This is a genomic window from Priestia iocasae (assembly GCF_016909075.1).
Taxonomy (GTDB): domain Bacteria; phylum Bacillota; class Bacilli; order Bacillales; family Bacillaceae_H; genus Priestia; species Priestia iocasae.
In genome coordinates, this window is sequence record NZ_JAFBFC010000001.1 from 493,593 (window position 1) to 516,700 (window position 23,108).

At 36.1% G+C, this 23,108-nt stretch carries 25 protein-coding genes and 1 riboswitch; of the genes, 21 read left to right on the top strand and 4 right to left on the bottom strand.

The annotated features are described in order from the left end of the window. Positions 1–14: 14 nt before the first annotated feature. A complete protein-coding gene (gene lysA / locus JOC83_RS02490) occupies positions 15–1,334 on the top strand; it encodes a diaminopimelate decarboxylase (RefSeq protein ID WP_205183259.1) in 1,320 nt (439 codons plus the stop codon). Positions 1,335–1,491: 157 nt separating this feature from the next. Here lysA and JOC83_RS02495 read toward each other — a convergent pair whose 3' ends face one another. Next, positions 1,492–2,370, bottom strand: coding sequence for a DUF1002 domain-containing protein (locus tag JOC83_RS02495; RefSeq protein ID WP_205183262.1), 879 nt, complete (start codon positions 2,368–2,370; stop codon positions 1,492–1,494). A gap of 204 nt (positions 2,371–2,574) precedes the next feature. On the opposite strand from JOC83_RS02495, the gene JOC83_RS02500 reads away from it, so the two are divergent. Both JOC83_RS02500 and JOC83_RS02505 read left to right on the top strand, forming a co-directional pair. Beyond that, the gene (locus JOC83_RS02500) at positions 2,575–3,009 is read left to right on the top strand and encodes a peptidylprolyl isomerase (protein ID WP_205183265.1); all 435 of its coding nucleotides are present in this window, start codon (positions 2,575–2,577) and stop codon (positions 3,007–3,009) included. 439 nt (positions 3,010–3,448) lie between these two features. Further along, the gene (locus tag JOC83_RS02505) at positions 3,449–3,805 is read left to right on the top strand and encodes a GNAT family N-acetyltransferase (RefSeq protein ID WP_205183267.1); all 357 of its coding nucleotides are present in this window, start codon (positions 3,449–3,451) and stop codon (positions 3,803–3,805) included. Positions 3,806–3,829: 24 nt separating this feature from the next. Here JOC83_RS02505 and JOC83_RS02510 read toward each other — a convergent pair whose 3' ends face one another. Continuing rightward, entirely contained in the window at positions 3,830–4,357 is a 528-nt protein-coding gene (locus tag JOC83_RS02510; RefSeq protein WP_205183269.1) for a DUF309 domain-containing protein, read from the bottom strand. Positions 4,358–4,447: 90 nt separating this feature from the next. Then, positions 4,448–4,543 (bottom strand): YjcZ family sporulation protein, encoded by a 96-nt coding sequence (locus tag JOC83_RS02515; RefSeq protein WP_205183286.1) that lies wholly within the window; start codon positions 4,541–4,543, stop codon positions 4,448–4,450. Positions 4,544–4,808: 265 nt separating this feature from the next. Between JOC83_RS02515 and JOC83_RS02520 the strand changes: the two genes are divergently transcribed. The 16 genes from JOC83_RS02520 to JOC83_RS02595 all read left to right on the top strand — a co-directional run bounded on the left by JOC83_RS02520 (position 4,809) and on the right by JOC83_RS02595 (position 19,939). Next, positions 4,809–5,567, top strand: coding sequence for a segregation/condensation protein A (locus JOC83_RS02520; protein WP_205183288.1), 759 nt, complete (start codon positions 4,809–4,811; stop codon positions 5,565–5,567). Then, complete coding sequence (gene scpB / locus JOC83_RS02525) at positions 5,564–6,136, top strand: SMC-Scp complex subunit ScpB (protein WP_205183290.1); 573 nt, start codon at positions 5,564–5,566, stop codon at positions 6,134–6,136. The genes JOC83_RS02520 and scpB overlap by 4 nt, the downstream gene beginning before the upstream one ends. A 55-nt stretch (positions 6,137–6,191) precedes the next feature. Beyond that, positions 6,192–6,680: a DUF3907 family protein gene (locus JOC83_RS02530; RefSeq protein ID WP_205183292.1), complete on the top strand. Its 489-nt coding sequence runs from the start codon at positions 6,192–6,194 to the stop codon at positions 6,678–6,680. Between the two features lie 325 nt (positions 6,681–7,005). After that, complete coding sequence (locus JOC83_RS02535) at positions 7,006–8,157, top strand: D-alanyl-D-alanine carboxypeptidase family protein (protein WP_205183294.1); 1,152 nt, start codon at positions 7,006–7,008, stop codon at positions 8,155–8,157. Continuing rightward, the gene (locus tag JOC83_RS02540) at positions 8,150–8,749 is read left to right on the top strand and encodes a nucleoside recognition domain-containing protein (protein WP_205183296.1); all 600 of its coding nucleotides are present in this window, start codon (positions 8,150–8,152) and stop codon (positions 8,747–8,749) included. The genes JOC83_RS02535 and JOC83_RS02540 overlap by 8 nt, the downstream gene beginning before the upstream one ends. Next, positions 8,746–9,282 carry a spore maturation protein gene (locus JOC83_RS02545; protein WP_205183300.1) on the top strand — a complete coding sequence of 179 codons (537 nt, stop codon included), beginning with the start codon at positions 8,746–8,748 and terminating at the stop codon, positions 9,280–9,282. The genes JOC83_RS02540 and JOC83_RS02545 overlap by 4 nt, the downstream gene beginning before the upstream one ends. Before the next feature lie 129 nt (positions 9,283–9,411). Further along, on the top strand, positions 9,412–10,137 hold the full coding sequence (locus JOC83_RS02550; protein ID WP_205183303.1) for a pseudouridine synthase: 726 nt from the start codon (positions 9,412–9,414) through the stop codon (positions 10,135–10,137). Positions 10,138–10,251: 114 nt separating this feature from the next. Further along, entirely contained in the window at positions 10,252–10,773 is a 522-nt protein-coding gene (gene resA, locus JOC83_RS02555) for a thiol-disulfide oxidoreductase ResA (RefSeq protein WP_205183306.1), read from the top strand. Positions 10,774–10,785: 12 nt separating this feature from the next. Next, the gene (gene resB / locus JOC83_RS02560; protein ID WP_205183309.1) at positions 10,786–12,423 is read left to right on the top strand and encodes a cytochrome c biogenesis protein ResB; all 1,638 of its coding nucleotides are present in this window, start codon (positions 10,786–10,788) and stop codon (positions 12,421–12,423) included. 2 nt (positions 12,424–12,425) lie between these two features. Further along, positions 12,426–13,604, top strand: a complete 1,179-nt coding sequence (ccsB, locus tag JOC83_RS02565) for a c-type cytochrome biogenesis protein CcsB (RefSeq protein WP_205183312.1) — start codon at positions 12,426–12,428, stop codon at positions 13,602–13,604. Positions 13,605–13,799: 195 nt separating this feature from the next. After that, entirely contained in the window at positions 13,800–14,516 is a 717-nt protein-coding gene (locus JOC83_RS02570; protein WP_239583269.1) for a response regulator transcription factor, read from the top strand. Continuing rightward, entirely contained in the window at positions 14,516–16,303 is a 1,788-nt protein-coding gene (locus tag JOC83_RS02575; protein ID WP_205183315.1) for an ATP-binding protein, read from the top strand. Before JOC83_RS02570 ends, JOC83_RS02575 begins: the two co-directional genes overlap by 1 nt. A 207-nt stretch (positions 16,304–16,510) precedes the next feature. Next, on the top strand, positions 16,511–17,071 hold the full coding sequence (sigX, locus tag JOC83_RS02580) for an RNA polymerase sigma factor SigX (protein ID WP_205183318.1): 561 nt from the start codon (positions 16,511–16,513) through the stop codon (positions 17,069–17,071). Beyond that, positions 17,037–18,191 (top strand): GerMN domain-containing protein, encoded by a 1,155-nt coding sequence (locus tag JOC83_RS02585; protein ID WP_205183321.1) that lies wholly within the window; start codon positions 17,037–17,039, stop codon positions 18,189–18,191. The genes sigX and JOC83_RS02585 overlap by 35 nt, the downstream gene beginning before the upstream one ends. 86 nt (positions 18,192–18,277) lie before the next feature. Further along, positions 18,278–18,979, top strand: coding sequence for a peptidoglycan DD-metalloendopeptidase family protein (locus JOC83_RS02590; protein WP_205183324.1), 702 nt, complete (start codon positions 18,278–18,280; stop codon positions 18,977–18,979). A gap of 74 nt (positions 18,980–19,053) precedes the next feature. Further along, a riboswitch (FMN riboswitch) is annotated at positions 19,054–19,204 on the top strand. A gap of 159 nt (positions 19,205–19,363) precedes the next feature. Continuing rightward, the gene (locus tag JOC83_RS02595) at positions 19,364–19,939 is read left to right on the top strand and encodes an ECF transporter S component (protein ID WP_205183327.1); all 576 of its coding nucleotides are present in this window, start codon (positions 19,364–19,366) and stop codon (positions 19,937–19,939) included. Between the two features lie 52 nt (positions 19,940–19,991). Here JOC83_RS02595 and JOC83_RS02600 read toward each other — a convergent pair whose 3' ends face one another. Further along, positions 19,992–20,240 carry a ferredoxin gene (locus JOC83_RS02600; protein WP_205183329.1) on the bottom strand — a complete coding sequence of 83 codons (249 nt, stop codon included), beginning with the start codon at positions 20,238–20,240 and terminating at the stop codon, positions 19,992–19,994. A 251-nt stretch (positions 20,241–20,491) separates the two neighbouring features. On the opposite strand from JOC83_RS02600, the gene JOC83_RS20245 reads away from it, so the two are divergent. Both JOC83_RS20245 and JOC83_RS02610 read left to right on the top strand, forming a co-directional pair. Then, a complete protein-coding gene (locus JOC83_RS20245; RefSeq protein ID WP_205183331.1) occupies positions 20,492–21,541 on the top strand; it encodes a helix-turn-helix domain-containing protein in 1,050 nt (349 codons plus the stop codon). Between the two features lie 42 nt (positions 21,542–21,583). Then, on the top strand, positions 21,584–23,101 hold the full coding sequence (locus JOC83_RS02610) for a RecQ family ATP-dependent DNA helicase (protein ID WP_205183333.1): 1,518 nt from the start codon (positions 21,584–21,586) through the stop codon (positions 23,099–23,101). Positions 23,102–23,108: the final 7 nt, after the last annotated feature.

The window sequence follows — 23,108 nt, forward strand, 5'->3', positions numbered from 1 at the left end:
AACGAGGTAGAACAATGTTTTTACATGGAACGAGTAGAGTAAATGACAAAGGGCATCTCGAAATCGGCAATGTCGATACGGTAGATTTGGCAAATGAATTTGGTACGCCCTTATATGTCTACGACGTGGAGCTAATTCGTCAACGTGCACGTGAGTTTAAAGAAGTATTTGATAAGCAAAATGTTAAAGCTCAAGTTGCTTATGCAAGCAAAGCTTTTTCTACTATTGCAATGGTGCAGCTTGTTCAAGATGAAGGCTTGTCATTAGATGTTGTATCAGGTGGGGAACTTTATACAGCTCTTTCAGCAGGTTTTCCAGTTGAGCGTATTCATTTTCACGGAAATAATAAAAGCCGCCACGAGTTAGAAATGGCCATTGAAGCCAACATTGGCTGTATCGTGGTTGATAATTTCTATGAGCTTCACTTACTAAATGAAATTAGTGAGTCATATAAAAAGGAAACTCCCATTTTACTTCGTTTAACACCTGGTATCGAAGCACATACACACGATTATATTTTAACAGGACAAGAAGATTCAAAATTTGGATTTGATTTACAAAATGGTCAAGCGGATAAAGCGGTTCAACAGGCATTAGATTTCGCAGGTTTGAATCTATTAGGTATCCACTGTCATATTGGATCTCAAATCTTTGAAACTACAGGTTTTGTTATGGCTACCCAGAAGTTGTTTGCAAAAATGAGTGAATGGAAAAAAGCATTGAATTATACACCAGAGGTGCTAAATCTAGGTGGCGGGTTTGGAATTCGCTATACAAGTGAAGATACACCTATTCCTGTTGGTCAATATGTAGAAGTTATTATTGATGAAGTGAAAAAGCAAGTTGCAGAGCTTGATGTAGAAATGCCAGAGATTTGGATTGAGCCAGGTCGTTCATTAGTAGGGGATGCTGGTACAACGCTTTATTCAATTGGGTCTCGAAAACATGTTCCGAATATTCGTGAATATATAGCGATAGATGGTGGAATGAACGATAATATACGCCCAGCTTTATATCAAGCAAAATATGAAGCTGCTTTAGCTAACCGACTAAATGATCAAGCTGATGAAGTGGTATCCATTGCCGGAAAGTGTTGTGAATCAGGTGACATGTTGATTTGGGATTTATCGTTGCCAACAGCCAAACCAGGAGATTTATTAGCGGTTTTCTGTACAGGAGCTTATGGATATTCAATGGCTAGTCATTATAATCGTTTGACAAAGCCGGCGGTCGTATTTGTTGAAGATGGAGAAGCTCAGCTAGTAGTTAAACGTGAAACGTATGAAGACATTATTAAAAATGATTTGCGTTACCAAATCCCTGTGAAAAAATAATAGATTCTTTTAGAAATATTCAAAACCATTCTTTTTCTATTTGAAGTAAAGAGGACCGTCCATGAAAACGCTCTGTATGATTCGTTTTTCATAACGGTCCTCTTTACGAGAGTGCATCTTCAAAGAGCCGTCATGTTCTTTGAAGATGCATTTTTTATTATGAGCCAAAGATTGAGCGAATGGCATCAAGTAAGCTTTGAAGGAAGTCTTTCAATTTTTGAAGAAAGGACTGTCCTTCTTCAGATTGAAGATAGGTTGCTACTTTATCTTTTGTAATAGCTAATTGATCTTTTACTTGATTCCAATCAATATTCATCGATTTTAACTTATTAAAGAAGTCAACAAGTGCATCTAATTCAGCATCTGTTAACGTAATGCCTAATTCTTTTGCGATACGCTCAATCAGAGCTCGTAAATCTTCTTCAGTTTGTGGTTCATTTTTTGCTATTTCTTCTTTGACACGTGTCATCAGTTCTGCTGCTTTTTCAGCACCAACTTTATCGCTGAGTTTAGCGGTTTGAACCATTTCTTCATTGGCTACTTTTTTTACATCTTCTGGAATTACTTGGTCGGTCTGAATTTCGTATGCTTTAATAATTCCCGTTAAAGCTGCTGTTCCTGATACAGGAACAGGAGATGTAATCTCAATTGCAGCATCTTTTACACCAGCGGTCATTAAAGCATTAATATACATGTCATCTGTAACCCACTGGATGTTATTTGTTGATACACTAACACCAGAATCCTTCGCACCTAACGTTACACTCGATGATGAAATAGCTCGAGTACCAATTTGTGCTTTTGGGATATATTCTCCTAAATAATCATGTTCCTCTTTATTTGAAACGGTAATAATTTGTGCTTCCTTAGGAGCATTTAGTTCATTTAATACTTTCTCTCTTTGCTCCGCGGTTAAATTTTCTCCTAGCGTAATAATGACATCTCCTTCAGCCGCATCAGCTAGACTGATAGTTGGGGAGATAATAAGAGTCAATATACTTAGCGCTAGAATGATAGATTTAAACTTAAATTTCATTGATGAATCCTCCTTTTACATGGACATCAAACGTATTATAGTACAATATTCCCTTTTAGCATAGGTTCATGTTGTCCATATGTATTAGACGAATAAGTGTAAAAAAAGTTTCAATAAAATTGTCAGATTGAATTTACAGTATCAGTTATAGTAGAATAAATGAAGTATTTTGTAATTTAGTACATACATTGGAGGTTATATTTTATGAAAAAAGCAAGTATTTTAATGGAAAATGGCGAAAAGATCTTAATTGATTTATATCAGAGTGAAGCACCTGGAACGGTTGAGAACTTTGAAAAGTTAGCAAACGAAGGTTTCTACAATGGATTAACTTTTCATCGTGTTATTCCTGGATTTGTATCGCAAGGTGGTTGCCCAAATGGAATGGGAACAGGCGGACCTGGTTACACAATTAAATGTGAAACAGAAGGAAACCCTCACAAGCATGTGGCAGGTTCTCTATCAATGGCTCATGCTGGAAAAGATACGGGTGGTAGCCAATTCTTTATCGTTCACGAGCCTCAGCCACATTTGAATGGTGTTCATACTGTATTTGGTCAAGTAACTGAAGGTATGGAAACAGTATTAAAAATGAGAAATGGCGATGTAATGAAAGAAGTTAAAGTTTGGGAAGAGTAATTAACGTATAAAAAGAAACGAAAAAATGTTTTTTCATCTTTTTTAGTTTCTTAACTGATAAGGCCCTGCCATACGAATCCAGCAAGATAAAAGGAGGAAGTGGACGGGCCTTTCAGCAACGTTTGTTTCCTTTTCTTGCTTTTTATTGATGAGACATCTCCTTTTCTATTACAGAAGGAGTAGAGGGGTGTTACTCTTGCAAAAAAGTAATTGGATTTTATTTTTTATTTTGTTAGGATTAAGTTTTATTTGGGGCTTCATTTATTGGATGTTTATTGCTTGAGTAAAGAGATGTATAGCTTTTAGTACATATGTTGATATTAAGAAACAAATTTTGTATGATGAATGTATTAAAAGTTACGTTAAGTTACTTCATGAAAAATAGCCGAATATAAATCACTTGAATTGTGGGAAAGTTTGTATAACAAGGGAGAAATTTATGCTTATACGCTACAAAAGAAATTATGAAAAGATTGCCATGGGCCTTCTTTCATTTATGCCGGACGAAAAAGATTTAAAAAAGCTGCAACAAACGATTAAAGAATATGAGCAAAATGATCACTGGCAATTGTATTTGTGGAAGCATGAAGAAGATATTATAGGAATTATAGGGATTACAGCTGTTGATAAAGCATTGGTAGAAATTCAACATGTGAGTGTAAATCCTTCACACCGTCATCAAGGGATTGGAAAGCTTATGGTTAAAGCTATTCGAGACATGTATAAAAATGCTGAAGTGCGTCCGAGTGAACTAGTAGCACCATTCTTTGAAAAATGTGAAGAAGATGAGAAATAAACAACAGGCTTGATGCTAAATTTTTTAGCAAAGCCTGTTGTTTTGTTTTTCCACTAATTTCATTTGTCGCTCGGCAACCACATCACTGCGATCTCTAAGAGTATGACGGTTAATGATAAAGGTGTTTGTTAGGTCTGAATTCGACCACCAAAGGATGTTTTTTTGTTTACTGCGATGCATACAAGAAGTTAAAAGATGCTGATCAGAAATCGGTAAAAATAAGCTCTCATACGGTTGTTCCTTTTTTATTGAAGATAAACGCTCCTTTAAAAGAAGGAATAATGCATCAGTATCAAGACCAAGCTTCGATAAATCTTCATGCTCTTGTTCTAGAATGAAGATAGCACTTTTAAGCATGCGATAAGCACCACGGTTATTTTTACGACGTTGGTGATATAAACTAACGGCTATTTGAATCAGACCTACCCAGATGCGCTTTCGCTTTTTCGCTTCATCTTCTTTCCAATGCTCTTCAAGTATTTCATGGCATTCAAAATAATCACGGTCTCCATGAAAGTGAACAAGGTAATCAATATAGGCTTGAGGATACATGTTTATCGTTCCTTTCTAACCTTAATGTTATATGTAGTCTATCATAAATGAGAAAAGTGTTCAGGTGTAACTGAACACTTTTAGTTATTATTAGTATAAGCATGCGCAACCGACAATAATGAGTAAAATAAATAATACAACGATTAACGCAAATCCATTACCATATCCACAAGCTTTATCACCCATAAAAAATCCTCCTTCAGATTACGGTTGTTTTTAATTACATTCTCATACTATGTCATACACCCGCTTTTGTTTGGGCGAATGCCCTCTTTTTCATGTTTTTTCCCTTAAATTATTATTGGACATGGTTACATAATGCTCTATACTAATGAAAGATATATAAATCCATTTAGAAAATTTGGCTTTATTTTCAAATGAGAGTGCTGAAGTTTTTGTTTAATATGAACAACAATAAAAATTGGAATTGTAAAGTGTTGGTGAGATAAACGTGGAATATAGTGTAAAAGTTGATGCTTTTGAAGGGCCTTTGGATCTTTTGTTACATTTAATTAATCGATTTGAAATTGATATATATGATATTCCTGTTGCTCAAATTACAGAGCAATATATGATGTACATTCATGCCATGACAGACCTTCAATTAGATGTCGCAAGTGAATATTTGGTAGTAGCTGCTACACTACTACAAATAAAGAGTAAAATGCTTCTACCAAAATACGAAGAAGAAGTGGTAGATGAATTTGATGAATTGCAAGATGAAGAAGATCCTCGTGAAGAGCTTATGAAGCAATTAATTGAATATCGAAAATTTAAAGAAGCTGCTCAAGAGCTAAAGCAATTAGAGGAAAATAGAAATCATGTTTATACAAAGTCGCCTACTGTATTAACATCTTTACGAAAAGAAGAACAGGAAAGTAAACAAGACTTAGATGTGACATTTTATGATATGTTGAGTGCTTTCCAAAAGTTAATGAAGCGAAAGCAACTTCAAAAACCAGTTCGAGCAAAAGTGAATCGACAAGATATCCCCATTGAAAAGCGCATGGATGAAATTATCTCAGAATTAAAATGTAATAAGGGAAGAAAGAACTTCTTTCAGTTATTCCCATATCATGAACGAGATCATATTGTTGTGACCTTCCTGGCGGTTTTGGAGTTAATGAAGGGCGATAAAATTATAGTTGAACAAAAAAGTAATTTTGAAGATTTATATGTATCCTATCAAGAAGAGAGTGAGTTGTCATGAGTAAGCGCAATTGGAAAGCAGTTATTGAAGGCCTCTTGTTTGTCGCAGGAGACGAAGGGCTTTCGATAAAGCAACTGAAGGATACGCTTGAGATAGATGAAGAAGAGATTCAAGCGACCTTACGTGAATTGCAAAGCATGTATGAGAATGAAGACAGAGGAGTAAATATTTCAGAAATAGCAAATGTGTATCAACTAACAACAAAGAAGGAAATCTCTGATTACGTGAAGAAATTAATGGATGAGCCTATTAATCAGTCATTATCTCAAGCTGCGCTTGAAACCTTAGCCATCGTGGCTTATCGCCAACCTATTACGAGAGCAGAAATTGAGGAGATTAGAGGTGTAAAAACGGAGCGTCCATTACAAACATTAGTCGGTAAAGCATTAGTGAAAGAAGTAGGAAGAGCCGAAGGTGCAGGACGAGCCATTTTGTACGGTACAACAAAAGAATTTCTCAATCACTTTGGATTAAAGACTATTGACGATTTACCGCCACTACCACAAGACTTAGCAGTTGAAAATAATGAACAAGAAGCGGATTTGTTTTTTCAAAACTTTCAAGCGTAAAAAATGAACGAATAAAGTCGCATTATAAAGAACAAACATGCTGGGGGGAATAAAAATGGGAAATACGATGGTTAAATCACAGTTAGAGTTAGTTGAGCAAAAGCTTTTAATTTCAAAAGAATCGTTAAATGCATTCTTAAATAACACAACTATTACATCATTACAGCATGAGCAAAAAGAAGACTTAGAAACATATAAACTACTGTTATCGAGTTTAAGAAGACTTGCTGTTTTTTGTGAAGAAGGACTAGATGCATGCCATGTTATTACTCATACGGAACCATTTCGCAAAGCTGCAGCTGAAAAAACTCTTTATCGTATTTACCATCAATGTATAGAAGAATTTTTTAATCCAAAGCATGATTTATGGTTTGAAGACAGTCGCTCTGCTTATACAGGACGTAACTCCATTAAATATCGTTTTGTACCACCGACGTCTATCTCAAAATTGATGGTTTCTTTAGAAAGTGATTTTCAGTTAATGCGCGAAGAACTGCAGTTTTATGAAACAGACTATATTACGAAAATGAAACAATCTCAGTAAAAAGATACATTTCTAAATAAATAGTTTACATAGAAAGCTGACACTTATTGTAGTGTCAGCTTTTTTTAGATAAATAAAGGTTTATTTTTAAAAGAAAGAGGGTAAACTAAAAAATTTCTTGCTTTTATCTTTATTTTAACTTTAAAGTAAAAAACAGGTATGTAATAGTCTTTATTTCCTAGTAAAGGGATATTTTCTCGCTTGATAAAAGAGATTGAGATAGGGCCGATGACCATTTGACTATTATCTATAAAAAATCAATTCATAACCTGCACTGACAAGCATAAACTTGTACAAACAGGCAAAGGGACGGGGATGAGATGAAATGAAACGTATGTATAAAATAATGGTTTACATAATTTTACTTAGTATGTGTTTCCATATAGCTCCTTATCAACCATCTGCAGAAAATAGTGTAAGTGCTCATAATGCAGTTTTAATTGAGCAGCATTCAGGACGAATTCTGTATGAAAAAGCGCCGCATGAAAAGCAAAGGATTGCTAGCATCACGAAAATAATGACGGCTATTCTAGCAATTGAGTCTGGAAAGATTGATCAGGTTGTCAAAGTGAGTCCAAATGCAATTGGTGTTGAAGGGTCTTCATTATATTTAGTTGATGGTGAAAAAATTAAGTTAAAAGACCTTGTCTATGGACTTATGCTTCGTTCAGGAAATGACTCAGCTGTAGCCATTGCTGAAGAGGTAGGTGGTAGCCTAGAGGGGTTTGTATATTTGATGAATCAAAAAGCCGAAGAATTAGGCATGGTCAATACACACTTTGCAAACCCGCATGGTTTGGATGATCATGAAGATCATTATTCGACGGCATATGATATGGCATTATTAACTCGTTATGCGATGCAAAATGAAATATATAAAGAAATCTCTGGCACAAAACTCTATCGAATGCCTCATCCTGAAGAGAAATGGGATCGGGTATGGAAAAACAAAAATAAATTACTAACCAATCTTTATCCTTATACAACAGGCGGAAAAACAGGATATACAAAAAGAGCAAAGAGGACACTTGTGACCACTGCTTCAAAAGATGGTTTAGACTTAATCGCCGTTACGTTAAACGCTCCAAGTGACTGGAACGATCATATCTCCATGTATGAATCTGCTTTTTCGTCTTATAAACTGACTAAAGTGATAAAAGAAGGAGAGTTTGAAGGGAGTAACGATCCATATTATAAACATAAATTGTATGTAAAGCGAGATGTATTGTATCCGTTGCAGGAAGATGAAAAGTCTAGTATTAAATTGGAGGCGAAGCTCTTAAAGCCTAGTGAAAATTGGGGAGACCATGCCTCCACTCCGAATATAGTGGGAAGAATAAATGTGTATCATAACGGTGAAGTCATTGATCATGTTTCTGTTTATTATAAAAAGGGTGCCGATGAAGGTGGCAACGGATTTTGGAATAAGATAAAAGGAATGATATTTTCATTCTTAGGGGTAAGGTCAAATGGTTAATATCATTTGGATGATGCTAACGATTATAGGGTTAGTATTTGCAGTTATCAACGGCCGAGTAGAAGAGGTAAATAAAGCTATTTTTCAAGGAGCAGGAGAAGCAGTAACAATTAGCATAGGTTTGATTAGCATCCTTGTCTTTTGGTTAGGGATTATGAACATTGCACAGCAAGCAGGTTTACTTGATAAACTAGCAAGATTATTTCGGCCAATTATTGCAAAGTTATTTCCAGATGTACCAAACGATCATCCGGCAATAGGATATATCTTATCAAATATGATGGCAAACTTGTTTGGGCTAGGAAACGCTGCAACCCCTTTAGGAATTAAAGCGATGGAGCAGTTAAAGAAATTAAATCATGACAAAGACGAAGCCAGCCGTTCTATGATTACTCTGTTAGCTATTAATACATCTAGCTTAACAATTATTCCAACGACTGTTATTGCTCTTAGAATTACGTATGATTCGGCTAATCCAGCAGAGATTGTTGGAACTACACTGTTGGCTACTATTTGTTCTACGCTTGGTGCCATTCTTTTTGATCGTTACTTTCATTATCGAAGAATGCAAAAAGGAGGGAAGCGTAGATGAGTGTTATTAACCAACTATCATTATTGTTAATTCCGCTCATAATAGGGGTTATTTTATTGTATGGAACATATAAAAAAGTACCCACATACGAATCGTTTGTCGAAGGCGGCAAAGAAGGGATCCACATTGCGATCTCCATTATTCCTTATTTAGTAGGAATGTTAGTTGCTATTGCTATTTTTCGAGCATCAGGTGCGCTTGAATTTTTTCTATCATTAATGCGTCCGGCATTAGAAGCCATTGGGGTACCAGCAGAAATTGTTCCATTAGCTCTTATTCGTCCTATATCAGGAACAGCGGCTTTAGGTATTACAACAGATTTAATTTCTACGTATGGTCCAGATTCTTTTATTGGGCGATTGGCCTCGACTATGCAAGGAAGTACAGATACGACTTTTTATATTTTAACGGTTTATTTTGGAGCAATTGGAATTAAAAAAATGGGAGATGCAGTAAAGGTGGGGCTTTTAGCTGACTTTGTTGGAGTAGTCGCCTCAATTGTTATTGTTACTCTTATTTTTGGTACAATGTGAAATTTACGGTTGAAAATAATTGAATATTCAATTTAAAGCATTACCTAAAAAGGTAATGCTTTTTTCATTTATGAGACACTTGTGTAATCGATAGTAAAGAAGTAAGATGTTACAAGAGGTGAAGTACAAATGGAACGATTACAAAAAGTAATTGCACACGCAGGAGTGGCATCAAGAAGAAAAGCAGAAGAATTAATTATGCAAGGTCGAGTAAGAGTAAATGGAACAGTAACAAAGGAACTTGGAACAAAAGTAGGGAACCAAGATAAAATTGAAGTGGACGGTGTGCCTCTTGAGCGTGAAGAACCGGTCTATTTCTTATTATATAAACCACGTGGTGTTATTTCGGCAGCTAATGATGAAAAAGGACGAAAAACAGTTGTTGATTTCTTTCCTCATACACCAGAACGAATTTATCCAATTGGTCGATTAGATTATGATACATCTGGACTTATCCTACTAACCAATGATGGAGAATTCGCCAATTTAGTCATGCATCCAAAGTATCAAATTGAGAAAACGTATGTTGCAAAAGTAAAAGGTATTCCTTTACGTGAAAAAATTAAGCAGCTTCAAAAAGGAATTGTCCTTGAAGATGGTAAGACAGCGCCAGCAAAAGTAAAAGTTTTATCTATTGATAAACGCAAACAAACAGCAATTGTTGAGTTAGTGATTCACGAAGGAAAGAACCGTCAAATACGTCGTATGTTAGAAGCGATTGGTCATCCTGTTGTGAAGCTGAAGCGCGAACGTTATGCCTTCCTTGATTTACGAGGTCTTAATGCAGGTGAAGCGCGCGAGCTATCATCACATGAAGTGAAACAATTATATTCAATGGCACAAACTGGTAAATGATACATTACCAGTTTGTGTCACATAACCTTCATAATATTTTCAACATTTGTATAGTAAAAAAATGATATAATTGGTACGAAAAAATTTTGAGAACGTTTTAGCGAGGTTGAAAATATGAAAAATAAGCGTTTGCTCATGAGAAGCGTCATTTTATCCGTACTATTAGCAGCGCTCGGCTACACGCTGTACGTCAATTTCTTTACTGATAAACAAAAAGTAGCTGATGGAGATCAAGCTCCAGATTTTGTACTAACAGACCTACAGGGACAACAACATCAGCTATCTGACTATAAGGGAAAAGGGGTCTTTTTAAACTTTTGGGGAACGTGGTGTAAGCCATGTGAAAGAGAAATGCCCGTCATGGAACAGCAGTATCACCTTTATAAAGATCAAGGTGTTGAAATATTAGCTGTTAATGTTGATGAAACGAATGTAGCTGTGCAGCAATTTGCTGATCGATATAAGTTATCGTTTCCCATCGTTATTGACCGTGGGTCACAAGTGTTACATGCCTATGGGGTAGGTCCATTGCCGACAACCTTTTTAATCGATCCAGATGGAAAAGTAGTAGACGTATTTATCGGAGGACTAGATGAAAAGAAGATTAACGAGTATATGGAAATGATCAAACCGTAGGGAGTTTTGGCAATGAAACAGGTAAAATGTGAATGTGGTCATGTAAATCCACACGGTACCATTTTATGTGAGTCGTGTGGAAAGCCCGTAGAAGATGTGTCGTCTAAAAATTTGTTAGACATGCGATATGAAGGAAGTGCAAGACGATCACAAACGTATAATAAAACAATTATTGATAAGATATGGAATTTCTTTTCGTCCGTAAAGGTAGGTGTATGGCTCATTGTCATTACACTTATTGCATCAGCATTAGGGACGATTTATCCACAAGAAATGTACATACCTCCTACAGTGTCTGCAAGTGAACACTATGCCAATGAGTATGGATGGACAGGTCAGCTTTACTATGAATTAGGATTTCATGATTTATATGGTTCTTGGTGGTACATGATATTAATTGCATCCATTGGGATTTCGCTTGTTATTTGTAGCTTAGATCGAGTTATCCCTCTACACCGAGCATTGAAACAACAAAACCCTAAAAAGCACCCCAATTTCTTAAAACGTCAACGTCTTGTCAGTATTACGAAGGATTGGACAGAGGACGATTATAACAAGGTGAAGGCTGCACTAAAAAAGAGGCGTTATCACATCTTTGAAGAAAACGGTAACATTCTTGCGGAAAAAGGTCGGTTCTCTAGATGGGGCCCTTATGTGAATCACATTGGTCTTATTATCTTTTTAATTGGTGCGATGTTGCGTTTTGTACCTGGTTTGTATGTTGATGAAGTGCTATGGCTTCGAGAAGGAGAAACGAAAGTCGTACCAGGAACAGATGGTCAATACTATCTGAAGAATGATCGGTTTGCCGTAGAAATGTATAATAAGAATGAATCAAAAGATGTGTTTCAAGATGCGATTGACCGAGTAGGGGACGGCTCCGTTGTGAAAAATTACCAAGCTGACGTAACACTTTACGAGCGCAAGGGTGAAATTGTACATGGGGCGGAACCAGAACTTGAAAAAATAAAAGATTACGAGATTCGAGTCAATCAACCTCTTAAACACGAAAAATATGCGTTATATCAAGTAGATTATAAATTGAATGAGTTTAGTGCGATGTCTTTTAATTTAGTTAATAAAGAGTCAAACGAATCATTTGGAAGCTTAAAGGTAGATTTGCACAATCCTCAAAAAAATTATGACCTAGGAAATGGATATCGAGTTGAGCTAGCAAGCTATTTTCCAGATTTTTATTTTGATAGTGACGGTAATCCAAATACGAAAACGAGAATACCTAACAATCCTGCGTTTGTTTTTAAAATGGTAAGTCCAACGAAGCCAGAAGGAGAAGTTGCTTTTGTTGCTATTCGTGAGAATCTTGAGCCGCTTGGTGATAATGAGTATAAAATGGCATTCGCAGGTGTCGAAACGAAGAATGTAACGGGATTAACGGTACGAAAGGACCTAACATTATGGATTTTAGGTGTTGGTGGTGCAATCTTTATGATTGGTGTTATTCAAGGAATGTATTGGAACCATCGTCGCTTGTGGATTCAACGAATTGACAATGAAATTTGGTTAGCAGGTCATACAAATAAAAACTGGTATGGATTAAGAAATGAGCTTAATAAAGCGTTGTCTGATACATCGTTTGTTGAGTTAGAAGATCAAGTTCAGCAAGAAAAGGAACATGTTAAGGAGGTTTAGTTGTGAATCTAGCTAGTTTAAGTAGTAATCTATTATATACAGCATTTATTGCTTACTTATTGGCAACATTCTTCTTTGGAGGGTCGATTCGTGATAAAAGAAGTACAAAGAAGACAAGCAAATGGGCTACTATAGGTATTTCTGTAACGATTGTTGGCTTTGTTGCACAGCTTGGCTATTTTATTACGAGATGGGTAGCGGCAGGACATGCTCCTGTTAGTAACTTATTTGAATTTACAACATTCTTTGGGATGATGCTTGTTGGTGCATTTATCGGAATTTATTTTATTTATAAACTCAGTGCGCTTGGCTTATTTGCATTGCCAGTTGCGCTATTAATTATTGCTTATGCAAGTATGTTCCCAAGGGATATTTCACCACTTATTCCGGCTCTACAAACTCATTGGCTCTATATCCATGTTATTACAACAGCCACTGGACAAGCTATCTTAGCTGTTAGTTTTATTGCGGCTCTTATTTACCTGATTAAATCGATTGACCAAACGAAAAAAGGAAGAAAAACGTTTTGGCTAGAATTTATCATATACAGCTTAGTTAGTACGTTAGCGTTTATCTTAGTCACAATGACATTCAATGCAATGAACTATGAAACTCAATTTAATTGGATTGATAAAAATGAGCAGCAAGCTGAAATGACATATGAGTTGCCACCTTTAGTAGGTCCACATCAAGGGGACGCTTTAACAGAAGGAGCTATGAATCCACTTATAGAGGTACCTGCTATTATTAATGCGCAGAAACTAAATACACTAGTATGGTCACTATCAGCTGGTATTCTTCTATATGGGATTTTACGACTTATTTTACGTCGTCGAATTGGCGCGGCACTCCAACCGTTAGTTCAAAAGGCTAATTTAGACTTAGTAGATGAAATTAGCTATCGTTCTGTAGCAATTGGCTTTCCTGTGTTCACGTTAGGTGGATTAATTTTTGCAATGATTTGGGCTCAGATTGCGTGGACGCGATTTTGGGGTTGGGATCCTAAAGAAGTATGGGCTCTTATCACATGGCTTTTCTATGCAGCATTTTTACACTTGCGCTTATCAAAAGGATGGCATGGTGAACGCTCTGCATGGTTAGCGGTAATTGGTTTTGCTATTATTATGTTTAATCTTGTTGTTGTAAACTTAGTTATTGCAGGCCTGCATTCTTATGCGTAAAAGTAACGTATGTTGATACAAGTAATAAAAACCTGCCTTATTCAATCCAGTAAAAGCAATGGATAGATTGGCAGGTTTTTTACTAAAAAGAAACTTGTGTACAGGCTGTTTCCTTATGAGACATGCTCTTTTATTTTTATGAAAATATCTATAAAATGTTAATTAGAGGCGTACTATCGTTAGGAGGATATAAAGATGCAAAATGAATCCAAGCTTTTAATTGTCGATGATGAAGAAAGAATCAGAAGGTTACTAAAGATGTATCTCGAGAAGGAAGGCTATATCATTGAAGAAGCTGAAAATGGTGATGAAGCGTTAGATAAAGCCTTAAATAACGATTATGACTTAATTTTATTAGACATTATGATGCCAGGGAAAGATGGCATTGAAGTGTGTAAGTACATTCGTGAAAAGAAAGCAACTCCTATTATTATGCTAACTGCAAAAGGAGAAGAAGCAAACCGCGTTCAAGGATTTGAAGTAGGAACAGATGACTATATCGTCAAGCCATTCAGCCCAAGGGAAGTTATTTTACGTGTGAAAGCTTTGTTACGTCGTTCGTCACCTACTAGTTACTTAACAACAGATACAAGTGTGAAGAATTTAATTGTGTTTCCCCATTTAGTAATTGACAATGATGCTCATCGGGTAACGGCTGATGGTGAAGAGGTAAGTTTGACTCCAAAAGAATATGAGCTTCTTTGTTTCTTAGCAAAAACCCCTGATAAAGTATACGATCGTGAGCAACTATTACGTGAAGTATGGCATTATGATTTCTTCGGTGATTTAAGAACGGTTGATACACATGTAAAGCGACTTCGTGAAAAGTTAAATCGTGTATCGCCTGCAGCTGCAAAAATGATTGTTACTGTATGGGGAGTAGGCTATAAATTTGAGATTGGAACTGCATAATGTTTTGGCGTAGCGTAGTTGGGAAGCTATGGTTTACCATTTTACTACTTGTATCCTTTGTGTTGTTTGTATTAACGATATTGCTTATGCAATTTTTTGAAACCTTTTATTTACAGGAATCCGAGAACCATTTAACAAAAACAGCTTCGAAAATCGCGACCATTATTGAAGGTACGGAGGACGAACAGTTAGTCCTATCTATTGCTCGAGAACTTGTTGATACGAGCGATATGCTTATCATTAAGGGAGAGGATTCATACTGGCACTCACCAAAAAATCATTGGTATGAGAAAGATACCATGATGACGTTAGTTCAAAAGGATGAAGAACTAAACAAAGTGTTGACGCAAGGAGAAGTCGTTAAAAAGCGTAATGATTTAAGTAGTGATACAAGTAGTAAAGATTCAATTATCTATATTGTAGGTGTACCGTTTAACTCTAGTGAGGGTAGAGGAGCTGTGTATATTTATCAGCCTTTATCAGAAATAGAAGAGCCTGCAAAGCATACAACTAAATTTATTTTTTTAGCTGCTGGAATCGCAATTATTTTAACTACTATTTTTGCATTTTTTCTATCAACAAGAATTACAGCTCCTTTACGTAAAATGAAGCAAGCAGCTTTTGAAGTAGCGAAAGGGAACTTTGATACGAAGGTACCTATTTTAACACATGATGAAATTGGGCAATTAGCAATTGCTTTTAATCAAATGGGAAGACAGTTGAAATTTAACATTAATGCACTTAGTCAAGAAAAAGAACAGCTTTCAAGCATCTTAAGCAGTATGGCAGATGGAGTTATTACGTTTAATCGAGATGGAACCATGTTAATTACAAATCCTCCTGCCGATCATTTCTTAAGAGCTTGGTATTATGAACAAGGAATGGATAATAAAAATGTAACGGAACTTCCGTCTAAAGTCTCTCATCTTTTCCAAGAAGTCGTGAAAAGTGAAGAGGAACAAAGTGCGGAATTGACAATCCAAGGAAGAACGTGGGTTATTTTAATGTCACCTCTTTATAACCAAACAAAAATTCGTGGAGCGGTTGCCGTATTACGAGATATGTCTGAGGAGCGGAAATTAGACAAACTCCGAAAAGATTTTATTGCAAATGTCTCGCACGAGCTTCGTACCCCCATCGCTATGTTACAAGGGTATAGTGAAGCCATCATTGACGATATTGCAAGCACTGATGAAGAGAAAAAGGAAATTGCAAAAGTCATTCACGACGAGTCATTAAGGATGGGAAGACTTGTTAATGAATTACTTGATTTAGCTCGTATGGAGGCTGGACACGTGCAACTGCATGTCGAGCATATAGAAATTATTGAGTTTACAGAAAGAGTATTACGTAAATTTCAGGGACTAGCGAAAGACAAGAACATTCATCTTCACTTAAATAATTCTTTACAGTCAAAGCAAGACATTTTAGTAGATCCTGATCGGATTGAACAAGTGTTAACCAACTTGATTGACAATGCCATCCGTCATACGAATGAGGGTGGGAAAGTTACGTTAGAATTAGAAAGTACAGAGCAAGAACTTCGTTTTGCTGTGAAAGATACAGGAGTTGGTATTCCTCAAGAAGACTTACCGTTTGTGTTCGAACGATTTTATAAAGCAGATAAAGCACGAACGAGAGGAAAGTCAGGAACAGGTCTTGGATTAGCCATTGCAAAAAATATTGTAGAAGCTCATGATGGATTTATAACGGTTCATAGCATTGTTGAAGAGGGGACTACCTTTTTTATTACATTACCTCGAAAACAGAGTAATCTTGACGAATAATCTTGTTTCATACGAAACGTCTAAGAAATAAAAATTCGGTGGGTATCTTATTTCCACCGAATTTTTGCTTTGTTGTGGATCGATGGATGCGACGAATCGCATCTTTTTAAACAAATAAAAGATTGATATGATGAAAGAATAAAATAGAGGTTCATGTAACGTTTTTGTTGTTACATACGACTATATATAGGAGTGGAGGGGAGTTTTTTGAATCCAGCTTTTGATCACCTGTATGAAGAATATCATCAAGATGTTTTTCAGTTTCTGGTGTATATGGTGCGAGATCGAAGTCAAGCAGAGGATCTTGTCCAAGAAGTATATATACGTGTGTTTAAGTCGTATGACCGTTTTGAGGGGAAAAGTCATGAAAAAACGTGGTTATTTTCAATTGCTCGAAATGTAGCAATTGATTTTTTAAGAAAGCAAACGAGTTGGAAAAAAAGAGTGATGAATATGTTTGATTGGACATCAAATCAGCTTGCAGATTATAAGCCACTACCGGAGGAAATCGCCATCCAAAGTGAACAGGTTGCAATGATGTATCAATGTTTAGATACGTGCACAGTTGATCAACGTTCTGTTATTATTCTACGTTACATTCAGTCGCTATCTATTCATGAAACGGCTACCATTTTAGGATGGACTGAAAGTAAAGTGAAAACGACTCAGCACCGTGCAATTCATGCTTTACGCAAAGAGATGGAGAACCTATCAAAAAAGGAGGGGGACAATAATGAGCCAAGAAAAATGGAACGAAAAACAAATTGAAGAAATCTTATCACAGATGCCAACGATTCAAGATGATCGAACGCCTCAACAGATATATCGCCTAATTGAACAACAGGTGTCAAAGCCCCAGAAAAAACCTTGGGTAATACCAAGTATCGCTTCAGTTGCAGCCTTGTTCATTATTGTGATTTTCTCTATGTCATTTATACAGCAACAAAAGATTCAGCATCAGTCGAGTGAGAGTGGAACCCATGATTTACAGCAAAAAGATGATGGTACACCATATGCAAAAAGCGAAGAAAATACAGAAGAGCAGGCACAACTTTTTGAAAGTAAGGAAGCGGAGCCTGAACTTACTGTTCAACCATCGTTGCAAAATGAACAGAAAAAATTTGTGACTATTGGTGTTCCTGATCCAGAAGCTCAAATTGTTGTTCCTTTAACATATTTAATTGATAAAAAAGCAGATGTTACAGTTGAAGATATAAAAAGTGTTTCAACTACCATTGACGAAAAGAAATTAGGGCTGTCAGATAATTTAGTAGAACAAATGGAATTATCGCAAGAGGGAAAACAAGCGAAGGTAACGGTTCCTGAAGGATATACAGCCAATTTTGGTAGCACAGGAGAAACAATCTTTCAATTGTCATTAGAAGAAACGTTTCGTTGGCTGTCTTATGATAAGGTAGAGCTTTATACAGAAGATACAAAAGGAGTGGAATTAGGTAACTTAGGTTATTACGTTGAAATCTCACCAGATTCAGCTAAACAAAAAGGGTATGTTACCTATCAGCCAAGTGAGTCTCATCCTATTTATCTTGTACCAACACCTACTCCATTTGAAACGATACCATCTGCAATAGAAGCAATGAAACAAGATGATGGGCCTCGTAGTTTAAAGGCTTCCATCCCTAAAGAAGTAAATGCCCCAAAAGTATCGATTGAAGAAAATACGGTTGTATATGAGTTTGATTCAACCGTCAATATCGATGATGTTCAGTCATTACGTTATATGCTCTACGCCTTAATGTTCACAGCCAAAGATTTCGGTTATAAAATGGTTAAATTTAAAGGCATTAACATACCTGAAGTAGGGGAATTGAAGGTAAATGAAATACAGCAGGCGCCAACTGCTCCTAATGTAGTCGACCCCTCTTAAATAAGATAAGAAAAAAAGGTCTATAAAAAATGGAAATTGCGTACAGTATATGTATGTATGAAACATACATAGGAGGATGTACGTAAATGCTTGATTTAGCTAGAAGAATTTTAGTTGTATTGATTATGGGACTATGCATTGGATTACTGTTCGTAAGTGGAAAAATGGCGAAAGCGGAAGAAGAGCAAAGTTGGTATTGGCCTGTAGAAGGGGTCATGACTGATGTATTCGGCTCAAGGAATGAAAAGCATTATGGTATTGATATTGCTGCGTCAGTTGGAACACCTGTCTACGCTGTAAGTAGTGGACGGGTGACACGCTCTTACTATTCTGACACGTATGGGCATGTTGTATTTCTTGAACAAGAAAATGGCTATGAAACCGTTTATGCGCATCTGCATAAGCGGTTAGTAGCAGAAGGTGAACGTGTACAAGCTTCTCAACAAATTGGAGAAGTTGGAAATACAGGAAGATCATCAGGAGCGCACCTGCATTTTGAAGTACATAAGGGAAAATGGAATATAGAGAAAAGCAATGCCATTAACCCATTAATAGTGCTAGACCATACAAAGCTTCACGCTTATTTGACCGAGGCTGTAACAGAAGCTGTTTTTAAGCAAGTTCATCAAAAGCAGATGTCATACGTTGTGACAGTACGTAAAGGAGATACATTGTGGAGTATTTCAAAAAAACACAACGTAACGGTAGAGGAGTTGCAACAGTGGAATGATGTTCAACCAAACCAGTTATATATAGGACAAGCTTTAAAAGTGAATAATGATTCATAAAATGGCAAATAACAAAACTTTCTTATTCCCTTTTAATTCGAGATAACGTATAATAAACTCATAATTAAATGATGATCTATCTTCGGGGCAGGGTGAAATTCCCGACCGGCGGTGATAAACAGCGATGTTTTAAGCCCGCGAGCCTATTGTAACGTTCAGTGACAATAAGCAGGATTTGGTGTGATTCCAAAGCCGACAGTACAGTCTGGATGGGAGAGGATGGAGGTTCAAGCGTTCAAAAAACATAAGTAAATGAACGTCTATTGAGCATGCCAGAATACTCTCTCTCAGCTTTTTTAGTGAGGGAGTTTTTTATTTAATTCTGCATGTCTCTTTGAATCTTTCTTCTTTGCAAGAGGTGGATCGAGAAGGAGAGAGGATTTTATGGAACAAAGAAAGAAAACTCAAAAGCTTGTTACACTTGGAATGTTAAGTAGTATCTCGTATGTATTAATGATGTTTAATTTTCCACTACCAGGTATCCCACCATTTTTGAAAATTGACTTTAGTGAGTTACCAGCACTAATAGCAGCGATTATTTATGGTCCAATTGCTGGCATTATAGTAGAAGGAATTAAAAATCTTTTACATTATATGATTCAAGGAAGTATGACGGGAGTACCTGTTGGACAGGTTGCAAATTTTGTGGCAGGATTATTATTTATCTTACCAGTATCCTACATGTTTAGAAAATATCGTGATACAAAAGGTGTAACGATTGGATTGATTGTAGGAACGATGGCAATGGCCATTCTAATGAGCGTACTCAACTATTACGTCTTGTTGCCAGCTTATACTATATTCTTACAAGCACCAGCATTATCAAGTGATGAAGCAAGGCAATTAATTATAACAGGAATTTTACCATTTAATTTTATAAAAGGGATTGTGACTGGAGCTATCTTTGTGTTTTTATTTACAAAAATGAGAACATGGATTGTAAAGCAAGCTACAGTCTAATATAAAAAAGTCCCTCCTAGTTTATAAACTAGGAGGGACTTTTCTGCATAGACTATTCAAATTTAAGTGCGTCACCATTAAATGGTTCGTCTGCAACTTTAATTGAATCTGTTGGACAACCTTCTTGAGCATCCATCATATCGTCAAGTAATACGTCAGGAATTTCAACAATACCTTCATTATCATCTAAAGTTACGAAAGCAATACCTTCATCATCATAATCATAAATATCTGGTGCAGCAGCTCCACATGCACCACATGCAATACAAGTTTCTTTATCAACAATTGTGTACTTTGGCATAACAAGACCTCCCGAAAAGTAATGAACTCACATTATTATTTCTGCTCTTTACAAACAGTTAACATTCTCATTATTTATTGTAAGGCTGTTTCTAAAACTTTTCAATAGAAAAGTCATTGAGAATACTTATCAGACAAGGGTTTCACTACTATTCATTCCCTATATAATTAGAACTAAACGACGGAAAGAAATGGAAACTATTATAAGTGAATGAGTTTTTGTTAAAATGAAACAGAGGAAGGTGAATCAAGGTGAGCTATATTGCAACAGTCGTTTTATATTGTATTGGAAAATTTAAAGGTGAGCGTACAGCATTTGGAATTTATCATTTGCTAGCGGGGAAGAAATCTGCCCAAACCATTCAAGATGGTAAGTTGTATCGCTTAGCATTTTTATTTCAAGCTTTTCCTTATTTGAAAAAACAAACATTTTCCTCTGAAGTGAAAAAACTTTTGGAAAACGAATTGATACAAGAAGTAGACGATCAAAAGTATGTGATGACAAAAGCAGGACAACAGCATTTAAATGAACAGCTTCAAGCATTGCCGATTCCATCCTCTTTAAATGGATGGGAATATACAAATGCAACATCTCTATTCTTTGATCGATTGACGCTTCTCATCCAAACCTTGTCTAATCTTCAATACTTTAATCGTAAATTTGTACCAGTAACGAAAAACGAAGAGACGATTAAATGGATGAAAGACTACCTTGTTGAGAGGCGCAGTAATCGAGCGGAGCTTGCTACACAACTATTTGAGGAAATAAAATGTTGTTTGAAAGAATGTTCAAAGCAAGATGCTGATTTATTCGTGCTACAATTAACAGGTTATGAGAGAATTGGTTTAACAAAACATCAAGTTTCTTATATGTATGAACTTGATGAGCATTATGTTCATCTGCGCCGGTTAGGGGTTGTTCATCATATGGTTCATTTAATAAATCACGATGCTTCATCTTTTCCGGTGCTTTCTGCATTATTGAAAGACCTTAATGTAAATGTGCCCATTACAGCTTCAACATTGCGTACGTATAAATTATTAAAGCGTAACTATTCAATAGAAGAAATTGCATCGATTCGCCGATTAAAGGTTAGCACTATTGAAGATCATATTGCAGAATTAGCTTTGTGTGTGCCAACATTTTTAATTGATAAATATGTGTCCGTTGAGTATCAACATAAAATTAAGCAAGCTGTTCAATTGCTTCAAACGAATAAACTTAAAGAGATAAAAGCACACGTAGGAGAAGACATTTCTTATTTTCAGATTCGAGTTGTGCTTGCAAAGTGGTTTACGTAATAATAGATAAGAATTGATTCGAAGATAAAAGTGGTGAGTTAGATGAATATAGATAAGGTTTTGCAAAGTGTGTTTGGATTTCAAGAATTTCGAACAGGTCAACGTGAAATTATTGAAGACATTTTACATAAAAAACATGTATTAGCTGTACTACCTACAGGCACCGGAAAATCATTATGTTATCAATTACCAGGTTATATAATCAATCAGCCTGTTTTAATTATTTCACCATTGCTTTCATTGATGGAAGATCAAGTACAACAATTAAAAGCTAATGGTGAAAAAAGAGTTGTAGCGTTAAATAGCTTTTTGTCAGAAGGAGAAAAGAGGAGAGCTCTAGAAAAAATAGAGTCTTATCGATTCATTTATGCATCACCGGAAATTTTACAAAACGGAAAAGTTGTTCAAGCATTAAAAAGAGCTAATATTGGATTGTTCGTGGTTGATGAAGCACATTGTATTTCGCAATGGGGTCATGACTTTCGATTAGATTATTTACGTTTAGGAGACGTATGGGAGCAAGTAGGACAACCGACAGCTTTAGCGCTTACAGCGACAGCAACAAAAGAGGTCATAGCTGATATTATTCATTACTTGAACTTAAATCATGTTACGAAGCACATATATTCAGTAGATCGACCTAATATTGCGATAAGTGTGAAGCGTGTAACAGAAATTGAAGAAAAAAAGCAGTCGGTGCTTGAATATGTTCGAACATTTGAGGGGCCAGGCATTATTTACTGTTCAAGTCGGTCATGGGCTGAGTCATTATCGCTGTTCTTAAAGACAAATCATCATGCCCGTGTGGAGTATTATCATGGTGGGATGGAGCAGTCACAGCGACTGTTAGTTCAACAGCAGTTTATTAATAATCAGCTTGATATTATTTGCTGTACGAGTGCATTTGGGATGGGTGTTAATAAAGAAAACATACGATTTGTCATTCATTTTCATCCTTCTTCACAATTAGAAGCTTATTTACAAGAAATCGGACGAGCAGGACGAGATGGTAAGGATAGTATAGCTGTTCTCCTTTATCACGAATCAGATGATGGTTTAGCTTCTTCACTCATGGAAATGGAATTGCCCTCGCCGGGTGTCATTCGACATGTATTATTAACCATTAAAGGATATGAAAATGTCCATGATATCAAGTCATTTGAACACCATATTCGTAATATGATGGGCATCGATGAAACTCATTGGCGGTTTATTCGTTATTACTTGCAAAAGGAGCAAATACTGACCGATGAAGGATTTAATCGACACTTTGATGTAGAAATGATGATGAAGGAAATTGTGCAAGCCACAAATGAGCGATTTCGTGACAAATCAAAAAAGTACGAAGCATTAAAACAATTTGTGTCAGCAACTAGTTGCCGAAGAGAACGATTATTAGCGTACTTTGATGACGAACTAGTAGATCGTCCAACTAATTGTTGTGATTGCTGTGGAATTGAATTTGAAGATTATCATTCTAAAAACAATGATTCATTAAAGAAATGGGTATTCCATGATTGGGAAAAGGAGTTAGCCCTAATACTTCGTCAAAGTGAGTGAATAGAAT